The 22,217-nt window shown below is 65.6% G+C and carries 13 protein-coding genes; 5 read left to right on the top strand and 8 right to left on the bottom strand.

Going from position 1 to position 22,217, the window contains the following annotated elements:
• Positions 1 to 3 precede the first annotated feature (3 nt).
• Positions 4 to 648, bottom strand: a complete 645-nt coding sequence (locus tag QE379_RS04435; protein ID WP_306998234.1) for a DUF47 domain-containing protein — start codon at positions 646 to 648, stop codon at positions 4 to 6.
• 507 nt (positions 649 to 1,155) lie between these two features.
• On the opposite strand from QE379_RS04435, the gene QE379_RS04430 reads away from it, so the two are divergent.
• The gene (locus QE379_RS04430; protein ID WP_306998231.1) at positions 1,156 to 3,483 is read left to right on the top strand and encodes a TonB-dependent receptor; all 2,328 of its coding nucleotides are present in this window, start codon (positions 1,156 to 1,158) and stop codon (positions 3,481 to 3,483) included.
• Between the two features lie 183 nt (positions 3,484 to 3,666).
• Here the strand turns inward: QE379_RS04430 and QE379_RS04425 are convergent, their stop codons facing one another.
• From QE379_RS04425 to QE379_RS04415, 3 genes are all read right to left on the bottom strand, one after another.
• On the bottom strand, positions 3,667 to 4,344 hold the full coding sequence (locus QE379_RS04425) for an HPP family protein (protein ID WP_306998229.1): 678 nt from the start codon (positions 4,342 to 4,344) through the stop codon (positions 3,667 to 3,669).
• 232 nt (positions 4,345 to 4,576) lie between these two features.
• Entirely contained in the window at positions 4,577 to 5,665 is a 1,089-nt protein-coding gene (locus tag QE379_RS04420) for a lactonase family protein (RefSeq protein WP_306998227.1), read from the bottom strand.
• A gap of 95 nt (positions 5,666 to 5,760) precedes the next feature.
• Positions 5,761 to 8,241 carry a PhoX family phosphatase gene (locus QE379_RS04415; protein ID WP_306998225.1) on the bottom strand — a complete coding sequence of 827 codons (2,481 nt, stop codon included), beginning with the start codon at positions 8,239 to 8,241 and terminating at the stop codon, positions 5,761 to 5,763.
• 444 nt (positions 8,242 to 8,685) lie between these two features.
• On the opposite strand from QE379_RS04415, the gene rplJ reads away from it, so the two are divergent.
• From rplJ to QE379_RS04395, 4 genes are all read left to right on the top strand, one after another.
• Positions 8,686 to 9,207 (top strand): 50S ribosomal protein L10, encoded by a 522-nt coding sequence (gene rplJ / locus QE379_RS04410; protein ID WP_306998224.1) that lies wholly within the window; start codon positions 8,686 to 8,688, stop codon positions 9,205 to 9,207.
• A 73-nt stretch (positions 9,208 to 9,280) separates the two neighbouring features.
• Entirely contained in the window at positions 9,281 to 9,655 is a 375-nt protein-coding gene (gene rplL / locus QE379_RS04405; RefSeq protein WP_076711360.1) for a 50S ribosomal protein L7/L12, read from the top strand.
• 206 nt (positions 9,656 to 9,861) lie between these two features.
• Positions 9,862 to 10,032 (top strand): hypothetical protein, encoded by a 171-nt coding sequence (locus QE379_RS04400; RefSeq protein ID WP_306998222.1) that lies wholly within the window; start codon positions 9,862 to 9,864, stop codon positions 10,030 to 10,032.
• A gap of 70 nt (positions 10,033 to 10,102) precedes the next feature.
• Positions 10,103 to 10,837 (top strand): EF-hand domain-containing protein, encoded by a 735-nt coding sequence (locus QE379_RS04395; protein ID WP_306998219.1) that lies wholly within the window; start codon positions 10,103 to 10,105, stop codon positions 10,835 to 10,837.
• Positions 10,838 to 10,847: 10 nt separating this feature from the next.
• Here QE379_RS04395 and QE379_RS04390 read toward each other — a convergent pair whose 3' ends face one another.
• From QE379_RS04390 to rpoB, 4 genes are all read right to left on the bottom strand, one after another.
• On the bottom strand, positions 10,848 to 12,626 hold the full coding sequence (locus tag QE379_RS04390; protein WP_306998217.1) for a hypothetical protein: 1,779 nt from the start codon (positions 12,624 to 12,626) through the stop codon (positions 10,848 to 10,850).
• A 235-nt stretch (positions 12,627 to 12,861) separates the two neighbouring features.
• On the bottom strand, positions 12,862 to 13,041 hold the full coding sequence (locus tag QE379_RS04385; protein ID WP_306998216.1) for a hypothetical protein: 180 nt from the start codon (positions 13,039 to 13,041) through the stop codon (positions 12,862 to 12,864).
• Between the two features lie 271 nt (positions 13,042 to 13,312).
• Positions 13,313 to 17,599 carry a DNA-directed RNA polymerase subunit beta' gene (gene rpoC / locus QE379_RS04380; RefSeq protein ID WP_306998214.1) on the bottom strand — a complete coding sequence of 1,429 codons (4,287 nt, stop codon included), beginning with the start codon at positions 17,597 to 17,599 and terminating at the stop codon, positions 13,313 to 13,315.
• 83 nt (positions 17,600 to 17,682) lie between these two features.
• Positions 17,683 to 21,861 carry a DNA-directed RNA polymerase subunit beta gene (gene rpoB / locus QE379_RS04375; protein ID WP_306998211.1) on the bottom strand — a complete coding sequence of 1,393 codons (4,179 nt, stop codon included), beginning with the start codon at positions 21,859 to 21,861 and terminating at the stop codon, positions 17,683 to 17,685.
• Between the last annotated feature and the right edge of the window lie 356 nt (positions 21,862 to 22,217).

Below are 22,217 nucleotides of genomic sequence, written 5' to 3'. Positions count from 1 at the left end.
GCCTCAGGCGTGATCGATGACGATGCCGTCGATCTCGTCGGCGACATCCTCGAACGCGTCGAGGATGCGCTCCAGATGCTTGTACACTTCCTTATGGATGACGAAGCGCAGCGTGTCGCGCTCGCCGCATTCGTCCAGCGTGCGCTTCAGGCCCGCCGCATGGATATCGTCGGCGCGGCCCTCCAGCCGGACCAGTTCCTCGGTCAGCGCGTGGAGCCGGTCGCCGTTGCGCGCGACATCGCGCATCAGCGGCATCGCCTCGACGGTCAGCTTGGCCGCCTCGACCGCAACCGCCGCCATTTCGCGCATTTCGGGCGCGAAGCTGGTCAGCCGGTACAGGCCGATCGCGGTGGCCGCCGCATTCATCTCGTCGATCGTGTCGTCCATCGACCCGATCAGCGAGGTGATCGAGGCACGGTCGAAGGGCGTCAGGAAGGTCGAACGGACCGAGGTCAGCACGTCGCGCGTGATCTCATCGGCGTCATGCTCGCGCGCGGCGATCACGGCGATCTCGTCGGCGGTGCTGCCCGCCGCGTCGAACAGCCGAACGGTGGCCTCGGCCCCCGCCAGGATCGTCGCGGCTTGCGCCTCGAACAGTTCGAAGAAATTTCCCGTCTTCGGCAGGAGGCGTTGGAACCAGGCGAACATCAGTCGGCAAACCCCGATAGTGATCCGATACCGCGCGTTCTTCACCCATGGCCTTTTGGGGCCACGGCAGCGCGCCGGACCGTGAAAAAGGCCATGAACCGAAGACTGCACGAACGCCGCCCCCCTGACCAGACCCGGACCCCACGTCAAGCAAAACCGGGTTACAACAATGTGACAGTCCCGTCACGGCAGAACGGTCGCGTGGCGGGGCAGTGCGATCGACGATCGGTATCAGGAGATCCTATCCCGCGAGCATGTCGCGTGATTTCCGTCCGGCTTCGTTCGCGACCGGGTTCGCCTCGGAACGGCGGGGGCATGACGGATCTCCGTTTCACCTCGCATCGTCGGCGGACCGTTTCCCGTCAGGCCAGTTTTCCCGGTCGATTGTGCCTTTGGTGCATCACCTCTGTCACGCAAGCGCCATAATGCGCCTCTAACCGCCCGCCTTACCGGGAGATTAGCAATTAGTCGGGCGGCACGTACCGCCTGCCGGAGCTGGGGAATATTATGAAGTCGGTTATCAAGACCGCGGCGCTGCTGGGCGCCGCGTGGGGAACGCTGGCGGCCGTACCGGCCATCGCACAGGCCGCCGATCAGGGCGCGGGCACCGCCGCCGCGACCGGGGATCAGGCGGCACCGCAGGAAGGCCTGGGCGAGATCGTCGTCACCGCCGAGCGTCGTTCGGAAAATCTGAACCGCGTGCCGGTGTCGGTCGGCGTGGTCAGCGGCCAGGACATCCGCGCCTTCCAGCAGGGCGGCGAGGACATCCTCGCTCTGTCGGGCCGCGTGCCCGGCCTTTATGCCGAGACGACGACGGGCCGCATCTTCCCGCGCTTCTATATTCGCGGCCTGGGCAATATCGACTTCTATCTCGGCGCGTCGCAGCCGGTGTCGATCATCCAGGACGATGTCGTGCTGGAGCATGTCGTGCTGAAGTCGAACCCGGTGTTCGACGTCGATCAGGTCGAAGTGCTGCGGGGCCCTCAGGGCTCGCTGTTCGGTCGCAACACGACCGCGGGCATCATCAAGTTCGACACGATCAAGCCGACGCAGAGCTTCCAGAGCCGCGCCACCGCCTCGATCGGCAGCTACAACACGATCAGCATGGACGCCGGTGTCGGCGGTCCGCTGATCCGCGACGTGCTGGCCTTCCGCCTGTCGGCCTTGGTGCAGCATCGCGACAACTGGGTGGACAATGTCTATTCGGGTACCAGCCTGGACGGCACGCTGACCCCGAAGAAGGACGCCATGGGCGGCTTTACCGAGCGCGACGTGCGGCTCCAGCTTCTCTTCACGCCGACCGACACGCTGTCGTTCAACCTGTCGGGCCATGCCCGCTGGTATGACGGCACCTCGACGCTGTTCCATCGCGGGGCGATCCAGAAGGGTTCGCGCGACGTGTCGGCCGAGCCGCGCGACCGGGTGGCCTATGACGAAGGCCGGAACAATCCCCAGTCGTACGACACGCAAGGCACCTCCCTGCGCGCCGCCTGGGATCTGGGGCCTGCCGAACTGACCTCGATCACCGCCTATGAAACCACCGCCGGGTTCAGCAAGGGCGACACCGATGGCGGCGCGGCGGCGAATTTCCCGGTGAACCGCGTGCCCAACGGCTATGGACTCAGCCAGGGTCAGGTGCGCGGGCTCGACCAGTGGACGCAGGAAGTCCGCCTCGCCTCGACCGGCAGCGGCCCGTTCAAGTGGCAGGTCGGCGGCATCTATTTCGACAGCCGCGACATCACCGACTTCTACCAGCGTGCCTTCCTGATCGGGGCCAACCCGAACAACTGGGTCCGCCTGCACGACGTCAACACCTCGTGGGGCGTGTTCGGTCAGGTCAGCTATCAGGCGACCGATCGCCTGACCCTGACCGCCGGTGGCCGCATCAGCGAGGACACCAAGCGGACCCGGCTGCTGCGCACCGCCGACAGCGCCGCCGGTGTCTCGACCTATCGTGGTCGCCGCGACGTGCGCCTGTCCGACACCCAGCCCAGTTGGGATCTGTCCGCGCTCTATGAGGTCAATCCGAACCTGAACGTCTATGTCCGCGCCGCGCAGGGCTTCCGTGGCCCGACCATCCAGGGCCGCTCGGCGGTGTTCAACTCGGACTTCACCACCGCCAATTCGGAAACCAACCTGTCGTTCGAGACCGGCTTCAAGTCGAAGCTGTTCGACAACACGCTGCGCCTGAACGCCGCCGCCTTCGCCTATCGCGTGAAGGGTATCCAGTTGAACGGCAACGACTCGGACGGCAACGGCGTGCTGTTCAACGCCGACAAGGCGGTCGCCTACGGCCTGGAGGCCGATGCGCAGTGGCTGCCGGTGCGCAACCTGGCGCTGTCGGCGGGCGTCAGCCTGTTGCATTCGGAAATCCGCGACAAGCGTGTCTTCGCCCAGACCTGCGGCCTGAACGGGGTGCAGGTGTGCACCGTGCTCGACCCGTTCGTCACCCGCACGGTGTTCGGGGCCAACGCCTATTTCGCGCAGATCAACGGCAACCCGCTGCCCAACGCGCCGGAATATAACGTCAACGTCGCCGCCAAGTACGACATCCCGCTGGCGAACCAGGGCAAGGCGTTCATTTCGACCGACTGGAATATCCAGGGCTATACGAACTTCGTCCTGTACCGGACCAAGGAGTTCACCTCGAACGGCAATTTCGAGGGCGGCCTGAGCATCGGCTATTCCGCGCCGAACGACGACTGGAGCCTGTCGGTCTTCGCCCGCAACATCACGAACGAGAAGAACCTGAAGGGCGTGATCGAGAACTATATGGCGGCGGTCTTCAACGAACCGCGCATCATCGGCATCTCGTTCAGCGGCAAGTATCGCTGATCGGTGTGACCGGTTGATGGGAAAGGCCCGTCCCTCGGCGTGAGGGGCGGGCCTTTTTCTTATGCCTGATCACTGTGGGGGCGTGCGCTTCGACTTCGCTCAGCGTGAACGGAGGGTGGGGGCGGGGGATGGGATATAGCTCCTCACTCCGTTCAGCCTGAGCGAAGTCGAAGGCCACGCCCCTCACCCGCCCCGCGCGCTCCCAACCCTGGCCCGCGCATGACGCTCGGCATGGGCGAAGAGCATGTCGAGATCTTCGCGCGCGATATCGAAACTGTCGTGCATGTCCTCCAGCGCGGCGTCGACATCCTCGGGCTGGATCAAGGCGACAGGCGTGGGCGGGATCACCGCCGGTTCATGCGGATAGCTGCGTCCGGTCGCGCGGTGGAAGAACATGCCCAGCGCCACCAGCGCGATCGAGTTGATCGCCACCGGCGCAAAGGCGAAGGCGAAGCCCGCCGCATGGATTCCCTGGCTGCCGATCACCGCGGTCAGCGCCGCCGCCCCGCCGGGCGGATGCAGGCAGCGCGCCAGCGACATGACCAGGATCGCGCCCCCGACCGCACACCCCGCCGCCAGCGGCAGCGAGGAGATGGCCTGGAACATCGCCACCCCGACCAGTGTCGACAGGACATTGCCGCCGACCACCGACCAGGGCTGCGCCAGTGGACTGGCGGGCACGGCGAAGACCAGCACGGCGGACGCCCCCAGCGGCGCGACGATGATCGGCAGGTCGGGGCCCAGCGGCGGCAGTCCACGGCACACGATGATGGTCAGCGCGATGCCGATCATCGCCCCGACACAGGCGATGAGACGACCGGGCAAGGTGGCTCCGGCAAGCAGGGGTTGGAAGAGGTGCATGGTGGCTTTTGGGGTTGGGGAAAGGAAAACGCGCTTTAGCGAGCAGCTTGCCCGATCTCCACGGACAATGGCTTGCGGTTGCAGCAGACGAACTTGGTCTTGAGCCCCTCCTCGCGGCAGGGGTGTTGGGGTGGGGGCTATGCCACGAGCGATGGCCTTGGCGAGACGTCCCGCCCTCCCCCATCCCCTACCGCCTGCGGGCGGGGAGCGGCAAGATGACGGCGTTGCCTGATCAAACCTCGGCCAGGAACACCACGCCGGGAATGGCGATGCTCCGCCCTGTCGCGGTCAGACGACCGTCCGACCCGATCCGGAACGCCACGACCGTTCCCGACCGCTCGTTCGCGACCAGCATCTCCCCCCGCCCCTCGCGCAGCAGGAAGAAGCGCGGCCAGTCGCCTCCGGTCGGGACATGCTGCACCGCCTTGGGCTCTCCCCTTGCATCCAACGCGAAGACGGTGATGCTGTTGGCCCCGCGATTGGAGACGTACAGCGTCCGCCCCGCCCGATCGATCGCGATATGCGCGGCATAGGAGGCAGGCCCCCCTTCGGGCACGAGCGCCCGTTCGCCCGCCGTGCGGAACCGGCCATCCTCCTGAACGTCGAGCACGAACAACCTGGTCTGCAACTCGCAGGCGACATAGGCACGCGGCAAGGTCGGGTGGCGGACCATATGGCGCGGCCCCGCCCCCGCCGGGGCCTGCCAGGCGAGGACCGGCTCGGCCAGCGTGCGCGCGGCGGGATCGAAGCGATAGGCGAAGATCGCATCCGCCCCCAGATCGACCGAATGCAGCCAGTGGCGGTCGGGGCTGAACCCCACCCAATGCGCGTGCGGGCCCGCCTGGCGGTCGGTATTGGGGCCGTTCCCATGATGCTGGAAAAGCTGCGGCTCGCCCGGCGCGCCGGTCCGCCGGTCGAGCCGGTAGAAGGCGACCGAACCGCTGGAATAATTGGCGACCGCCAGACAGGCCGATCTGCGGTCGAGCGCGGCATGACAGGGGTCCGCGCCGCCGGTGGACGCCCCGCCCCGCAAGCGCCAGCCGGGACCATAAGCGGCAACCTGCCCCTCGGCCTGTTCGCGCAAGACGTAGAAGGCGCCGCCCGGGCCGTTGCCGACGCCGAAAGAGGCGTTGACGATCCCCACCACCGGCTGCCCCACCCGACCATTCGCGATCGGGTACAGCCCCTTGCCGCCCTCATTGGCATAGGTGCCCGCGATCAGCCGGTCGCTGCCCGGCCCCTGCGCCAGTGCGGGTCCGATAGCACTCCCCAGCCCGATCGCCGCCGCCCCGACCATGATCTCGCGCCGTGTGGTCGTCATGCCTGTCCCCTCTTTCGCGGGCCCTTCAAACGACAAAGGGGGCGGGAAGGCAATCGCCTTCCCGCCCCCGATGGGCTCGATATGCGGCCAGTCGATCAGATCGCGACCACGCCGCCGTCATTCTTGGTGATGACGATGGTGGCCGAGCGCGGGCGGATCGTCGCCGCCGCCGAACCCGTCTGGCTGTCGGGCCAGTTGCTGGTCGGCGCGCTTGGATTGGTCGCGTCCTCGCCCGGATGCTGGATGTTGACGAAGACCGAGGTGCCGTCCGGGGTCGAGTGGATGCCGGTGATCTCGCACTGCTTCGGCCCGACCAGGAAGCGCTTCAGCGTCACGCCGGGCGCCTTGCCGATCCGGGTGGTGACGGTCGCCGAAGCGCCGCCCGCACTGCTCGTCACCGAGCGCGTGCCGCCATCGCCGACCCGGCCCGGAATTGCCGCCAGCATCATGCAGTTGGTGACGTCGGTAAAGGCGCCGTCGTCGGTCTGGATCCACATCACCGGCGTCTGCTGCCCGGCGACATTGCTCGGCAGGCTGAACCACAGGCCGTCGGGCGAGGAGAAGTCGTTGGTCGCGTCCAGCCCCGACAGGTTGATGTTCGTCGGGTCGAGGTCCGCACCCGCACCGAAGGCATAGACGTCCCAGGTGAAGCTGGTCGCCTCGGTCGTGTCGCCCGTCTCGCGGAGGCGCACGATATGGCCGTTGCGGTTGCCGACCGAGGTGGAGGGCGCATCGACATAGGCGCGCGGATTGGCCGCATCGACGCCGCTCTGGCTGCCCGAGGCGACCGGCTTGCGCGAGGCGTTGTTGGTCAACGTGCAATACATCTCGCCGGTCGCCGGATTGACGGCGGTCCATTCGGGCCGGTCCATCTTGGTCGCGCCCAGCGCGTCGGCGGCGAGGCGGGTATTGATCAGGACATCGGCCTGATCGGCGAAGGGATAGGTCGCGTTGGCCGAGGTCAGCCCGTTCTGCCCGAACACCAGCGGCATCCACTGGCCGGTGCCGTCCGCGTTGAACCTGGCGACATAGAGCGTGCCGGTATCGAGATATTTGTCGCCCACCGCCAGACGGTCGCTGGCGGTCGCGTCCGCGGCGCTCCACGGCGTCGCCGAGACGAATTTGTAGATATATTCGTTCTGCGCATCGTCACCCATATAGAAGGCGGGGCGGACACCCGCGATCATCCGGCCGCTCTGGCAACCCTCATGATTCATGCGGCCCAGCGCGGTGCGCTTGCGCGGGGTCGAGGCGGGATTGAACGGGTCGATCTCGACCACCCAGCCGAACTGGAACGGCTCATGGCGGAAGTCCGCCGTGCCATCGGCGGCGAGCGCCGCATCGGCGGTCGCGTTCCAGCGGCGGAAGACGGTGCTCGACGCATCGGACGGGGTCGCGGTCGCCCAGTTGTAGTTGCCGTTACGCGGCTCGCTGATGCCATAGCGGGCCAGCGAGACATTCTGCTTGGGATTGGTGGTGGCCCGCACCGCCGCGTCCCCGCTGAGACGACGGAAATAGCCCGCCCAATTCTCCTCGTTGGTCAGGTATGTGTTCCACGCCATGGTGCCGTTGGCGCAGTTGTTGATCGTGCCCCGCCCGCCGGTGCCATTGGTCGAATAGGCGGTCTTCAACCACGTATTGCCCTTGACCGGGCCGCTGAACGCCATGGGCGTGTTGGGGGTGATGCGACGGTTGAGCGCCGAGCCCTGGACGTAGGACCAGGTGCCGTTCGTGCGGGTGACCTCAATCACCGAGACGCCGTGGCACTCGATCTCCTTGATCGCCTCGGCTTCGGGGCGCGGAGCGGGCGTTGGGCCGTTGGCGTGGAGGTAAAGCTGGGTGATGTTCTCGTGGTTCAGGACGAGGAGACCGCGCGTGCTGTTCGTCGGATCGGGGGTCGAACCGCTGGCGGCAAGCCCGAAATAGCTCATGCCGTCATGATGGTCGCCCGCGCGCTGTGCGAAATTGGTGTCGGTACCGTTATTGGCGGCGGCCGCCACGCCCGAGGCGATCGGATCGCCCAGCCGGTACAGCACGGTCACGCTATAGCCGGACGGTACCGTCACCACATCGGCCAGGCTGTGCGGTACGGCGGTGAAGTCGAGCGTGATCGGCGTCACGGTGACCGTCACGCTGTTGTTCGTGACCAGCCCGTCGCGGCTCGTGATTTCCAGCTTGAAGGCGAGCTGCGTCGCGGTCGCCACGGCGGGCGCGCGGAACGAGGCGACCAGCTGGTTGGCGTTGGTCAGCGTGACCGACGGCCCCGCCGTCTGGCTCCAGTTGACGTTCGCCACCTTCCCGCTGCCCACCGTGCCGGTCAGCGTGACGGGGCGGCCCGCCGCAACGCTGGCGGTGCTGCCCGCCGCCGTGGCGGTGACCGCTTGCGGATTCTCGTCGTCGCAACCCGCCAGCAACGCGCCGCCGAACAGCGCGGTCGTCATCGCCGACACGCCGTGGCGCAACGTCTGGCGACGCGACAGGCGGGTGGCGATCAGGTCGCTCATATGGGTGTTGGTCGAACGGTTGGTATCGATGTCGCCATCGTCATAGGCGACCAGGCTGTTCATATCCGACATGGCAGATCCCCCGGGGCACCGCGCGGGGAAGGCGCGGTCTCACGCGCCGCCGTTTGCCGACCATCCAAGTCATCCCGGCTTCATTTCCGCGTCATGTCGGTGACGCAGGGATGACTCAAGGATGACATCACCTTCATCCCGTCGCATCGCTTGACTCCCCGCGCCGATCCGCCTAAGCGCACCCCCGCATCCAGACAGGTTCGCCTGTTCGGATTCCGTCCAAGACAGCAGGTGCCGGGGAATATGCCCTGGCTTAATCTCCTGCCGAGACGGGGAAAAGGATTTTGCCGGTCGCTCCAGCTTGCTGGTCCCGCCCGGTCTGCCCCGCGTTTCTCACGCGTCGGTTGCCCATTCCCCATCGCTGGACACCCCGAGGGGTGGTCACACCCCCCGGTCAAGCAACCGGGATGACCGTTCGCGGTCGTTCCAACCATGGAGAATGGCATGGATCGCGATCAAAAGACCCAGGCCGTCGCCGAACTGAACCGTAACTTCAACGAGGTCGGCGTGGTGGTCATCACCCGCAACCTCGGCATGACCGTCGCCCAGTCGACGGCCCTGCGCACGAAGATGCGGGAAGCCGGCGCGTCCTACAAGGTCTCGAAGAACCGGCTTGCCAAGATCGCAGCCCAGGGCACCGACTATGCCGGTGTCGCTGACATGCTGACGGGTCCCGTCGGCATCGCCAGCTCGATCGATCCCGTGGCCGCCGCCAAGGTGGCCGTGGAATTCGCCAAGACGACCGACAAGTTCGAGATCGTCGGCGGATCGATGGGTGCGAACGTCCTTGATGTCGCAGGCGTGCAGGCGCTGGCGACTCTGCCCTCGCTGGACGAGCTCCGGGCGAAGCTGGTTGGTCTCATCGTCGCTCCGGCGACGAAGCTGGCCACCATCACCCAGGCTCCCGCGGCGCAGATCGCCCGCGTCCTCGCGGCTTATGCCGACAAGGACAAGGAAGCCGCCTGATCTTCGGGCGTACACGACGATTTGAACTGACACACTCGGGCCATTTTACCCGGCCCGTATTGGAGATAAGAACATGGCAGACCTGAACGCGCTGGTTGACCAGCTGAGCGAGCTGACCGTCCTCGAAGCCGCTGAGCTTTCGAAGCTGCTCGAAGAGAAGTGGGGCGTCTCGGCCGCCGCTGCCGTTGCCGCGGCTCCTGCCGCTGGCGGCGCTGCCGCTCCGGCCGCTGAAGAGAAGACCGAATTCGACGTGATCCTCACCGGCGACGGTGGCAAGAAGATCAACGTCATCAAGGAAGTCCGCGCGATCACCGGCCTGGGCCTGACCGAAGCCAAGGCGCTGGTCGAAGGCGCTCCGAAGCCCGTCAAGGAAGGCATTGCCAAGGACGAGGCCGAGAAGATCAAGAAGCAGCTCGAAGAAGCCGGCGCGACCGTCGAGCTCAAGTAATCGGACTGCGGCAGGGCAACCTGCCGCACCCGTTCGCTTGTCGAGCCAAGGATAAGGGCGGCCCCTTCGCGGGGGTCGCCCTTTTCTTTTGCGCGTGCGCCATGGTCGCGGTTGCGACACTTCGCGACAACTCGATCAAACTTTTCAGATACCTGACGGCTAGGGATGCCTCTCCTCCCCTCCCACAGCCATGTCAGGATAGCGATATGACCCGTTCCAGAACGATCGCCTCGATCGCGGCCGCGCTAGCCGCCGCCATGCTGGTTTCGGCTCCCGTCGCGGCGCAGCGCGGCCCGCATCACGGCAAGAAGCACGTCTGCAAGATCGAAAAGAAGCACGGTAAGCGCGTCAAGATCTGCCGCTGGGTCCGTCGCTGATCCCTCCGGCCCGGGCGACGCGCTTGCCCGGCTCACCGACCGGCCGAACAGCATCGGAAAGCCCTCGATCATGCGTGCAGCGATCCTCGCCCCATGTTGCGTCCTGGCCGGATGCGCCGCCGATCGGCCGCACAGGGGCCCGCCGGACGATGGACGCCATGGCGGCTTTCCCGGCGGAGGGCACCCCGGCAGTCGCGGCCCGCTGTTCGCCAGCCCGATGGGCGAGCCCTTTCATGGCCCCGATGGCGAGCGGCGCTGGTTCGCCGGTGCCGATACGAATGGCGACGGCGCGCTGACCCCCGCCGAGTTCGAGGCGGATGCCCTGCGCTTCTTCGCGGTACTGGATCGCGGCAAGGACGGCGAAATCGATTCCGACGATCTGCAATGGTATGAGACCGAGCTGTTTCCCGAACTGCGCGTGGCCGGGCCGGGCGGCGGGGTTGCGCGCATGGCCGGTGGCCGTGGCGGCGGCGGACGCGGCGGAGTGGGCGGCGGACGCCGAGGCGGCGGCGGCATGGGCAGCGGACGCGGCGGCGGCGGCGATCAGCCCGACGGGCGCGCGGCGGCCAGCTTGTTGGGTCGCCAGGGCGCCGGGCGCTTCAGCTATCTCGGCATACCCGAACCGGTCGCTTCGGCGGACAGCAACTTCAATCGCGGTGTGTCTGCACAGGAATTCGTCGCGGCGGCGGACAAGCGCTTTGCGCTGCTGGACCTGAACCATGACCGGCGATTGACACTGGCCGAGCTTCCCTCGATCCATCGGGGCCGCGCCGCACCGGACGAAGGCGCGCGACCGGTCGGCTGATCGCCCCGCCCTAGCGTGACCAGGGCCGGGCCTGCCGCATGTCGAGGCGGCAGACCTGACGCAGTCCGTGCCGCGCGACATAGCGCTTCACCCGTGCCTCATAATCCCCCGCCAGCGGATCGGCGAAATGCCAGTCGGGCGGGTTGAAGGTCGAAAAGCCGTTGATCGTCGGCACCCGCCATTGTTCGGCCAGGAACATCGCATCGACATTGTGCGGATAGAGGGCATTCAGTTCGGCATTGACGTAGAGCGGCTCCCCCGCGCGCGATGCCACCACATAGAAGACGCGGCAGTCCGCAGGCGGCGGCGGAATCGCGTCCAGCGCGGCGCGCTGTTCGCGACGGCTGAGCGGCGCGGCGGTTTCCGCGCTCAGATTCTCGGCCAGTAGCAGCGTGACGATCGCGACGCCCCACCAGGGCTTGCTTCGCAGCAAGGCCGCCATCCGCGCACGCCAAGCATAGACGACGATCAGCAGGAACGGCAGGGTCAGCCAAAGCTGATAGCGCGACACGACCCGCAAACCCTTGGCCCCCGGCACCAGATAGAAGACCAGGTTCCACGGCGAGAAGATCCAGAATTGCAGCGTCAGCGCCCAGCCGACGATCATCGCCAGCGTGAAGGCGCGCCATTCGACCGACACGGTCGCCCCCTCCCCGACCGGACGGCGACGCAGGATACGCCATGCCGTGACGATCAACAGGATGCAGAAGATCGGCGGGAACCCGACCTCATGCTCGCCGCGCAGCACCCGCCCCGGCAGCGCCGGATCGTCGGGCAGCACTTGATGCACCAGCGCCAGCAACGGACGAAACATCCAACCCCAAAGGTAATTGTCCGGCCCGACATTCACCATGTCGATGACCGGCGTGATGAGATAGCCCAGCATCTCGAAATAGCCCTCGCCCCCCGTCTCGCGCAGCTTGGGCAGATAGACGGTCAGGAAGGGCAGGATCAGCACCGCGAAGCTGCCGAGGCCGCAGGCGATGGTCCCGGCATGACGACGGACCAGCGCGATCGTCGCGGTGGGCTGTGCCTGATCCCCCAGCACCGCCCGGCACAGCAGGAACAGACAGGCCGAGAAGATCGTGAACCAAGCCATATAATAGGATGTCATCAGCCACGCCGCGATCAGCGCGGCCAGCGCCACCGCCGACAGGCGCGCGCGGGTGTGCCGCCCCATCGCCTCGGCCCGAACGCATGCGATGGCCAGCATCATCGCGATCGGCAGCAAGGCGACGCTCTGTAACTGCGCATGGACCGCCTGAAGCGCGATGTTGCTCGCGATGGTGAAGGACAGCGCGACGAACAGCCCCGCCCCACGGCCCCAGCCCAGCGACCGCGTTACCAGCGCATAGGCCCCGAAAAATCCGACCGTCTTGAAGGTCAGGATGTTCAGCGTGTCGGCATGAAAGGGATCGGCGAACAGCCGCCAGAAGGAATAGGATAGGCCATAGAGGAAATAGCCATCGTTATAGCCCAGTGTCCCGCCATAGGGATGGAAGTAGAATCCGCCGTTCCACGGCGACACGCCCGACCAGACATTGCGCCAATGTTCGAGGATGGTCATCTCGATCAGCCCGTCCGCCCGGTCGCCGAAACCCAGGTCGAAACCACTGGCGATCGGCACGCGGAAGACGATGGCCATGGCGACGACATAGACCAGCCACAGCGCCGCGATGGCCCGTCCACGACCGCCCGGGCTTTGTCCGGCGGGATAGGAAGCCGGACAGGTCGCGGACGGGAGAGCGGATCGTTCACGGTGCATCGGTGCCGCGTAAATCCGCCTCACCTCCCTGTCGAGCGGTCATTCCGATCCGGGCCTATCGCCTGCCCCTCGAACTGCCATCCCTTCCGGCCAGCGCCCGGTCAGCTTCGACCGAGTCCGTGTGAGCCACTCCCCCTACAGGGAAGAAGGGGAGGAAGCCCTTCCGGCTCCACCCACCCGACATGACGAACCGCCCCGGCCATGATGGCCGAGGCGGCTGCGATATTCTCCCATCGGGTCGGGCCTGGCGCCCGTTCGGCTACTCCGCCGCCTCGACCGCCGCGCCCGCATCGGGCTGGCTATACGCCCGGTCCAGATAATGGTTGGCGATGATGTAATGCGCCCGGACCGCTGCCGGATGGGTCGCCTTCTGGGCCAATTCTAGTTCTGTTTCAGCACGTTGGTAGAAATAGTCTTCGTCAATCTCGGGGGACGTCATTTCAGGTCTCCGGGGTCCCATCGGCACGCCAATAACCCGCGCGCGTCCGGGATCTTCTCCAATATTCGTATATGGTTGGGAGGGCGTTTCGGTTCCCGCGCAACGGCCTCACGCACCCTCCATTCGGCGCAAATCCGTCGTTTTCGTCGCAACACTTTCTCCGCCATGCGGGACCGGCGGCGTCAATCCTCAAGCGTTGATCGGTGCCAGTAAAAAGCCGCCGCCCGGTTGCCCGGACGGCGGCCCTTTCGATTTCAATCCGTTAGCCGGATCAGTCGTTCAGATACTCACCGGCATCGGCGTCCGTGCCGTGGCCCGAGGGGGCGACCTCGGCCAGCGGATCGTTGCCGGTGCCGCCCGCGTCACGCGCCGAACGCGCCTGTTCGGCGGCCCGCTCTTCGGCGGCGCTGACCGGGGCGATGATCGCCTCGGCCAGCTTGCGCTGCTGCGCCCGGAGCGCCGCATCGCGGCTGGAGGCCGCCACGCGCAGGCGGTTCATGCCCGCACCGGTGCCCGCCGGGATCAGGCGGCCGACGATGACATTCTCCTTCAGGCCCATCAGCGTGTCCTGCTTGCCCTGGACCGCCGCCTCGGTGAGGACGCGGGTGGTTTCCTGGAACGACGCCGCCGAGATGAAGCTGCGGGTTTGCAGCGACGCCTTGGTGATGCCGAGCAGGACGGGCTTGCCCTGCGCACGCGCCTGGTTCGGCTCGAGCTTGTCGTTGATCGCGTCCATTTCCTCGCGATCGACCTGCTCGCCCTTCAGCAGCGTGGTGTCGCCGCCGTCGGTGATCTCGACCTTTTGCAGCATCTGACGAACGATCGTCTCGATGTGCTTGTCGTTGATCTTCACGCCCTGGAGTCGATAGACTTCCTGGATTTCGCTGACCAGATATTCGGCCAGCGGCTCCACGCCCATCGTTTCCAGAATGTCGTGCGGATCGGGCGAGCCGCCGATCAGGTTGTCGCCACGCTTGACGTAATCGCCTTCCTGAACGTCGATCACCTTCGACTTCGGGACCAGATACTCGACGACCTCGCCGCCATCCTCAGGCTGGATGCCGATCTTGCGCTTCGCCTTGTAGTCCTTGCCGAACACGACGCGGCCCGAAACCTTGGCGATGATCGCCGAGTCCTTGGGAACGCGCGCCTCGAACAGTTCGGCGACGCGCGGCAGACCGCCGGTGATGTCGCGGGTCTTGGCCGACTCGCGGGCAACACGGGCCAGAACGTCACCGCCTTGGACCTGCGCCCCGTCCTCGACCGAGAGCGTCGCGCCCGGCGCCAGCATGTAGCGACCGGCTTCGCCCGAATTGTCGTCGAGCAGGGTCATGCGCGGACGCAGATCCTCCTTCGACTTGGTCGAGGCGCGATATTCGGTCACGACGCGCTGGGCGATACCCGTGGCTTCGTCGACCTGCTCGGTCAGGGTCTTACCCTCGATGAGGTCCTGGAACTTCACCGTACCGGGGTTTTCGGTGATCACCGGCATGGTGAACGGATCCCACTCGGCCATCCGGTCGCCCTTCGACACGATGTGACCATCGTCGAACAGGACATAGGCACCATAGGGGATACGGTCGACCGACAGTTCGCGGCCGTCCATGTCGACGATCGCGATTTCGCCCGAACGGCTCAGCACCACGCGACGGCCACGCTGGTCGGTGATCAGGCGAAGGTCGCGGAACTGGACGACACCGTCCACCGCCGCTTCCAGGTTCGACTGCTCGTTCAACTGCGCCGCGCCACCGATGTGGAAGGTACGCATGGTCAACTGGGTGCCCGGCTCACCGATCGACTGCGCCGCGATGACGCCGACCGCTTCGCCGATGTTCACCGGCGTACCGCGGGCGAGGTCACGGCCATAGCATTTGCCGCAGACGCCGATCTTCGATTCGCAGACCAGCGGGCTGCGGATCTTGACCGACTGGGTGTTCGCCGCCTCGATCTTTGCCACCATCGGCTCGTCGAGCAGCACGCCCGATGCGATGATGACTTCGCCGGTCTTGGCGTTGACGATGTCCTCCGCCGTGGTGCGGCCCAGGATACGCTCGCCGAGCGACGCGATGGTCGAGCCGCCCTGCACGATCGCCTTCATCTCCAGGGCGCGGGTCGTGCCGCAATCCTCTTCGATGATGACGCAGTCCTGCGACACGTCCACCAGACGGCGGGTCAGATACCCCGAGTTCGCCGTCTTCAATGCCGTGTCGGCCAGGCCCTTACGCGCGCCGTGGGTCGAGTTGAAATATTCAAGAACGGTCAGACCTTCCTTGAAGTTCGAGATGATCGGCGTCTCGATGATCTCGCCCGACGGCTTGGCCATCAGGCCGCGCATACCCGCAAGCTGCTTGATCTGCGCGGGGCTACCACGGGCGCCCGAGTGGGCCATCATGTAGATCGAGTTGATCGGCTTTTCACGGCCTTCCATCGGGCCGTCCTCGTAATGCCGGACCGCCTTGATCTCGTTCATCATCGAGTTCGCGACCTGATCGCCGCAACGGCTCCAGGCGTCGATCACCTTGTTATACTTCTCCTGCTGCGTGATCAGGCCGTCCTGATATTGCTGCTCGAAGTCCTTCACCTGCTCGCGCGTCTCGTCGACCAGGCGATCCTTGTCCGGCGCGATGATCATGTCGTCCTTGCCGAACGAGATGCCCGCGCGGAACGCGTGACGGAAGCCCAGCGCCATGATCGCGTCGGCGAACAGCACGGTCTCCTTCTGGCCGGTGTGACGATAGACCTCGTCGATCACCTCGCCGACGTCCTTCTTGGTCAGGACGCGGTTGACGATGTCGAAGGGCACCTTGTGGCTCTTCGGCAGGCACTCGCCCAGCAGCATGCGACCTGGCGTGGTCTCATAGCGCTTGAGATACTGGTTGCCCTGCTCGTCGGTCTGCGGAACGCGGCTGATGATCTTGGTGTGCAGCGTGACGGCACCGGCGAAGAGGGCCTGATGGACCTCCTCCATGTCCGCCAGCATCATGCCCTCGCCCGGTTCCTTCTGCTTTTCGAGCGAGAGGTAATAGAGGCCCAGCACCATGTCCTGCGACGGCACGATGATCGGCTTGCCGTTCGCGGGCGACAGGATGTTGTTGGTCGACATCATCAGGACGCGCGCTTCCAACTGCGCTTCCAGCGACAGCGGAACGTGAACGGCCATCTGGTCGCCGTCGAAGTCGGCGTTGAACGCCGAGCAGACCAGCGGGTGAAGCTGGATCGCCTTGCCCTCGATCAGCACCGGCTCGAACGCCTGGATGCCCAGACGGTGAAGCGTCGGCGCGCGGTTCAGCATGACCGGGTGCTCGCGGATCACCTCGTCCAGGATGTCCCAGACTTCCTTGCGCTCCTTCTCGACCCACTTCTTGGCCTGCTTCAGGGTCATCGACAGACCCTTGGCGTCCAGACGGGCATAGATGAACGGCTTGAACAGCTCGAGCGCCATCTTCTTCGGCAGGCCGCACTGGTGCAGCTTCAGCTCCGGACCGGTCACGATGACCGAACGGCCCGAATAATCGACGCGCTTGCCGAGCAGGTTCTGACGGAAGCGGCCCTGCTTGCCCTTCAGCATGTCGGACAGCGACTTCAGCGGACGCTTGTTGGCGCCCGTGATCGTGCGGCCGCGACGGCCGTTGTCGAACAGCGCGTCGACCGCTTCCTGCAACATGCGCTTTTCGTTGCGGACGATGATGTCCGGCGCACGCAGCTCCATCAGGCGCTTCAGGCGGTTGTTGCGGTTGATGACGCGGCGATACAGGTCGTTCAGGTCCGAGGTCGCGAAGCGGCCACCGTCCAGCGGCACCAGCGGGCGCAGCTCGGGCGGGATGACCGGGATGACTTCGAGGATCATCCATTCGGGACGGTTGCCCGATTCGATGAAGCTCTCGACGACCTTCAGGCGCTTGATGATCTTCTTGGGCTTCAGCTCCGACTTGGTCGTCGCCAGCTCTTCCAGAAGCTGCACGCGCTCGCCCTCGAGGTCGAGGCTCTCGAGCATGATGCGGACCGCCTCGGCGCCGATACCGGCGGAGAAGGCGTCCTCGCCATATTCATCCTGCGCGTCGAGCAGTTCGTCCTCGGTGAGAAGCTGATACTTCTCCAGCGGGGTCAGGCCCGGCTCGATGACGATATAGGCTTCGAAGTACAGCACGCGCTCGAGCTGCTTGAGCTGCATGTCGAGGAGCAGACCGATGCGCGACGGCAGCGATTTCAGGAACCAGATATGCGCGACGGGGGCGGCCAGTTCGATATGGCCCATCCGCTCGCGGCGGACCTTCGACACCGTGACTTCGACACCGCACTTTTCGCAGACGATGCCCTTGTACTTCATGCGCTTGTACTTGCCGCACAAGCATTCGTAATCCTTGATCGGACCGAAGATGCGCGCGCAGAACAGGCCGTCACGTTCCGGCTTGAACGTGCGATAGTTGATCGTCTCGGGCTTCTTGATCTCGCCGAACGACCAGGAACGGATCTTGTCGGGCGACGCGATGCCGATCTGAATCTGGTCGAAGGTTTCCGGCTTGGCCACCGGATTGGCGAAGTTGGTCAGTTCGTTCATTTTGCTTTCCTCACAGGGAGGGAAAATTCATCGGGCGAGCGAGAAGGCGCCGGCGGGGCGGGTGGCCCCACCGGCTCCGTTTCTTACTCCGCCGCCTCGGCCAGACCGTCGTCCTGGGCGTCTTCCATCGACTTGAGGTCGACGTTGAGACCCAGCGAGCGCATTTCTTTGACCAGCACGTTGAAGCTCTCCGGAATGCCCGCCTCGAAGGTGTCGTCGCCCTTGACGATCGCTTCGTAGACCTTGGTGCGGCCGACCACGTCGTCCGACTTCACCGTCAGCATTTCCTGGAGCGTGTACGCCGCGCCATAAGCTTGCAGCGCCCACACTTCCATCTCACCGAAGCGCTGGCCACCGAACTGCGCCTTACCACCCAGCGGCTGCTGGGTGACGAGGCTGTACGGCCCGATCGAACGCGCGTGGATCTTGTCGTCGACCAGGTGGTGCAGCTTCAGCATGTAGATGATGCCCACGGTCACCTTGCGGTCGAACTGATCGCCGGTGCGCCCGTCGAACAGGTCCGACTGGCCCGAGGTGTGCAGGCCCGCCAGCTCCAGCATCTCCGACACGTCGCTCTCGCGCGCGCCGTCGAACACCGGGGTCCCCATCGGCACGCCGGTGCGGATGTTCTGGACCAGCTCGGCCACTTCCTCGTCGTCACGGTTCTGGATGTCTTCGGCATAGTGATCGCCGTAGATTTCCACGAGCCGTGCCTTCACCGCTTCCGGCACCGCGCCCGCCTTGGCGTCGGGATTGGCTTCGCGCCAATCCTCCAGCTGCGCCGCGACCTGCATACCCAGGTTGCGCGCCGCCCAGCCCAGGTGGGTCTCGAAGATCTGACCGACGTTCATGCGCGACGGCACGCCCAGCGGGTTCAGCACGAGATCGACCGGCGTACCGTCCGCGAGGAAGGGCATGTCCTCCTGCGGCAGGATGCGGCTGATCACGCCCTTGTTGCCGTGACGGCCGGCCATCTTGTCGCCCGGCTGCAGCTTGCGCTTCACCGCCACGAAGACCTTGACCATCTTCAGCACGCCCGGCGGCAGCTCGTCACCACGCTCCAGCTTGTCGCGACGGTCATGGAACTTGTCCGTGATCCGCTTGGCGGCTTCGTCATACTGCGCCTTGACCGCTTCCAGATCGCTCTGGCGCGCGTCGTCGGCGACGGCGAACTTCCACCATTCATGACGATCGACCGATTCCAGCACCTCGGCGTCGATGACGATGCCCTTCTTCACGCCCTTGGGCGCGGCGGTGGCGGTCTGGTCGAGCAGCATCTCGCGCAGGCGGCTCCAGGTCGCCCGGTTGAGGATCGTGCGCTCGTCGTCGGCGTCCTTCTTCAGACGCTCGATCTCCTCGCGCTCGATCGCCATCGCGCGCTCGTCCTTGTCGATGCCGTGACGATTGAAGACGCGCACATCGACGATCGTACCGGCCACGCCCGGCGGCAGGCGCAGCGAGGTGTCGCGCACGTCGCTGGCCTTTTCGCCGAAGATCGCGCGGAGAAGCTTTTCCTCCGGCGTCATCGGCGATTCGCCCTTGGGCGTGATCTTGCCGACCAGGATGTCGCCCGGCTCCACCTCGGCCCCGACATAGACGATGCCCGCCTCGTCGAGGTTGCGCAGCGCCTCTTCACCCACGTTCGGAATGTCGCGGGTGATGTCTTCCGGCCCGAGCTTGGTGTCGCGCGCCATGACTTCGAACTCGTCGATATGGATCGACGTGAACACGTCGTCCTTCACGATCCGCTCGGAGATGAGGATCGAGTCCTCATAGTTGTAGCCGTTCCAGGGCATGAACGCGACGAGCGCGTTGCGGCCCAGCGCCAGCTCGCCGAACTCGGTCGAGGGGCCGTCGGCGATCACGTCGCCCGCCCGCACGACGTCGCCCACCTTCACCAGCGGACGCTGGTTGATGCAGGTCGACTGGTTCGAGCGCTGGAACTTCATCAGCGTGTAGATGTCGACGCCCGACTTGCCCGCATCGACCTCTCCGGTCGCGCGCACCACGATGCGCGACGCATCGACCTGGTCGACGATACCGGCGCGCTTCGCCGCGATCGCCGCACCCGAGTCGCGGGCCACCGTCTCTTCCATGCCGGTGCCGACGAAAGGCGCTTCCGCCTTCACCAGCGGCACGGCCTGGCGCTGCATGTTCGAGCCCATGAGCGCGCGGTTGGCGTCGTCGTTTTCCAGGAACGGAATGAGCGAGGCGGCGACCGAGACGAGCTGCTTCGGCGACACGTCCATCAGGGTGATCTGATCGGGCAGCGCCATCAGGAACTCGCCCGCCTGACGCGCCGAGACCAGATCCTCGGTGAAGCGGTTGTCCGCATCCGTCGCGGCCGAAGCCTGGGCGACGGTGTGCTTCTGCTCCTCCATCGCCGACAGGTACACGACCTCGTCGGTCACGCGGCCGTCGATCACCTTGCGGTACGGCGTCTCGATGAAGCCATACTTGTTGACGCGGGCGAAGGTCGACAGCGAGTTGATCAGACCGATGTTCGGGCCTTCCGGCGTTTCGATCGGGCAGATGCGGCCATAGTGCGTCGGGTGAACGTCGCGGACTTCGAAGCCCGCACGCTCACGCGTCAGACCGCCCGGCCCGAGCGCCGAGACGCGACGCTTGTGCGTCACTTCGGACAGCGGGTTGGTCTGGTCCATGAACTGCGACAGCTGCGACGAACCGAAGAACTCACGCACCGCGGCGACCGCAGGCTTGGCGTTGATCAGGTCGTTCGGCATCACCGTCGACACGTCGACCGACGACATGCGCTCCTTGACCGCACGCTCCATGCGCAGCAGGCCGACGCGATACTGGTTCTCCAGCAGCTCGCCCACCGAACGCACGCGGCGGTTGCCGAGATTGTCGATATCGTCGATCTCGCCCTTGCCGTCCTTCAGGTCGACCAGCGTCTTGACCACCGCCAGGATGTCCTCGGTGCGCAGCGTCGTCACCGTGTCCGGGCAGTCAAGGTCGAGACGCATGTTCAGCTTGACGCGACCAACGGCCGACAGGTCGTAGCGATCGGGATCGAAGAACAGCCCTGCGAACAGCGCTTCCGCCGTCTCCAGCGTCGGCGGCTCGCCGGGGCGCATGACGCGATAGATGTCGGACAGCGCCTGCTCGCGCTCTTCGGCCTTGTCGGCCTTCAGCGTGTTGCGGATCCACGGACCCGTGGCGACATGGTCGATGTCGAGCAGCTCGATCGTGTCGACGCCCGCCTTGTCCAGCGCTTCGAGATTCTCGGCGCTGATCTCGTCACCGGCCTCGACATAGATCTCGCCGGTCTGCTCGTTGATCAGGTCATAGGCCGAGTAACGGCCGAAGATTTCCTCGGTCGGGATCAGCAGCTGGGTCAGGCCGTCCTTGGCCGCCTTGTTGGCGGCGCGGGGCGAAATCTTCTGACCGGCGGGGAACACGACCTCGCCCGAGTTCGCATCGACGATGTCGAACATCGGCTTGGCGCCGCGCCAGTTCTCGGCCTGGAACGGGATCTTCCAGCCGCCGTCGCCGCGAACGAAGGTCAGGCGGTTGTAGAAATAGTTGAGGATCTCTTCCGAGTTCATGCCCAGCGCATAGAGCAGCGCCGTCACCGGCAGCTTGCGCTTGCGGTCGATACGGACGTTGACGATGTCCTTGGCGTCGAACTCGAAGTCCAGCCACGAGCCGCGATAGGGGATCACGCGCGCGGCGAAGAGATATTTGCCCGAGGCATGGGTCTTGCCGCGATCATGGTCGAACAACACGCCCGGCGAACGGTGCATCTGGCTGACGATGACGCGCTCGGTGCCGTTGATGAAGAAGGTGCCGTTCTCCGTCATCAGGGGCATGTCGCCCATGTAGACGTCCTGCTCCTTGATATCGATGACCGACTTGGCTTCGGTATCGGGATCGACCTCGAACGCGGTCAGGCGCAGCGTGACGCGCATCGGCGCGGCATAGGTGATGCCCCGCTGGCGGCATTCTTCCACGTCGAACTTCGGGTCCTCGAGGACGTAATCGTCGAAGTCGAGATAGGCGGTGCCGGCGAAATCCTGGATCGGGAAGACGCTGCGCAGCGTCTTTTCCAGGCCCGAGACATGGCCCGTGGACTTGTCGGAGCGCAGGAACTGTTCGTAGCTTTCGCGCTGAACCTCGATCAGGTTCGGCATCTGCACCACTTCGTGGATGTCGCCGAACACCTTGCGGATACGCCGCTTGGCGGTGCCGCCATCGCCCTTGCGGGGGGCGGAGCCGCTGTCGATCGCCTTGGTTGCCATGGGTCTGTCTGCCTCGTCAGCCGTAAATCACTGCCCGGATGCCTCCGGGCGAGACGCAACGACAGACGCCGAAAGGCCGCTCGCATCGATGTGCGGCGGCATCCGGCGTCTGCTAAACCAGCAATCTCCCATTCGACCGACACGCTGCGCGAAGGCGCATCATTTCCCGAAGATTGTGGTGGATGGTCGCGATATAGGGGCGATACCCCCCGGTGTCAAACCGGGACACGCAGCCCTGCGGGGAAAGTTCCCGCGCCAACCCGCTCTGCCATATATTGGCCGCATATGCCGGTACACAAGGGGTTGCATCCGCCGGTCCTACCGGGCACGGCTTAGCGGTCGGGCCGGTGGCCCGA

It is taken from the genome of Sphingomonas sp. SORGH_AS_0879 (assembly GCF_030819175.1).
In the GTDB taxonomy this organism is placed as follows: domain Bacteria; phylum Pseudomonadota; class Alphaproteobacteria; order Sphingomonadales; family Sphingomonadaceae; genus Sphingomonas.
Note: the sequence above shows the minus strand (reverse complement) of the source record. Positions and strands in the feature narration are given on the sequence as shown.

Bases quoted from the DNA above. Each gene is read 5' to 3' on its own strand.
- rpoC (WP_306998214.1), bottom strand. From the start codon at position 17,599: ATGAACGAACTGACCAACTTCGCCAATCCGGTGGCCAAGCCGGAAACC.
- rplL (WP_076711360.1), top strand. From the start codon at position 9,281: ATGGCAGACCTGAACGCGCTGGTTGACCAGCTGAGCGAGCTGACCGTC.
- QE379_RS04415 (WP_306998225.1), bottom strand. From the start codon at position 8,241: ATGTCGGATATGAACAGCCTGGTCGCCTATGACGATGGCGACATCGAT.
- QE379_RS04385 (WP_306998216.1), bottom strand. From the start codon at position 13,041: ATGACGTCCCCCGAGATTGACGAAGACTATTTCTACCAACGTGCTGAA.
- rplJ (WP_306998224.1), top strand. From the start codon at position 8,686: ATGGATCGCGATCAAAAGACCCAGGCCGTCGCCGAACTGAACCGTAAC.
- rpoB (WP_306998211.1), bottom strand. From the start codon at position 21,861: ATGGCAACCAAGGCGATCGACAGCGGCTCCGCCCCCCGCAAGGGCGAT.
- QE379_RS04430 (WP_306998231.1), top strand. From the start codon at position 1,156: ATGAAGTCGGTTATCAAGACCGCGGCGCTGCTGGGCGCCGCGTGGGGA.
- QE379_RS04420 (WP_306998227.1), bottom strand. From the start codon at position 5,665: ATGACGACCACACGGCGCGAGATCATGGTCGGGGCGGCGGCGATCGGG.
- QE379_RS04400 (WP_306998222.1), top strand. From the start codon at position 9,862: ATGACCCGTTCCAGAACGATCGCCTCGATCGCGGCCGCGCTAGCCGCC.
- QE379_RS04425 (WP_306998229.1), bottom strand. From the start codon at position 4,344: ATGCACCTCTTCCAACCCCTGCTTGCCGGAGCCACCTTGCCCGGTCGT.
- QE379_RS04435 (WP_306998234.1), bottom strand. From the start codon at position 648: ATGTTCGCCTGGTTCCAACGCCTCCTGCCGAAGACGGGAAATTTCTTC.
- QE379_RS04395 (WP_306998219.1), top strand. From the start codon at position 10,103: ATGCGTGCAGCGATCCTCGCCCCATGTTGCGTCCTGGCCGGATGCGCC.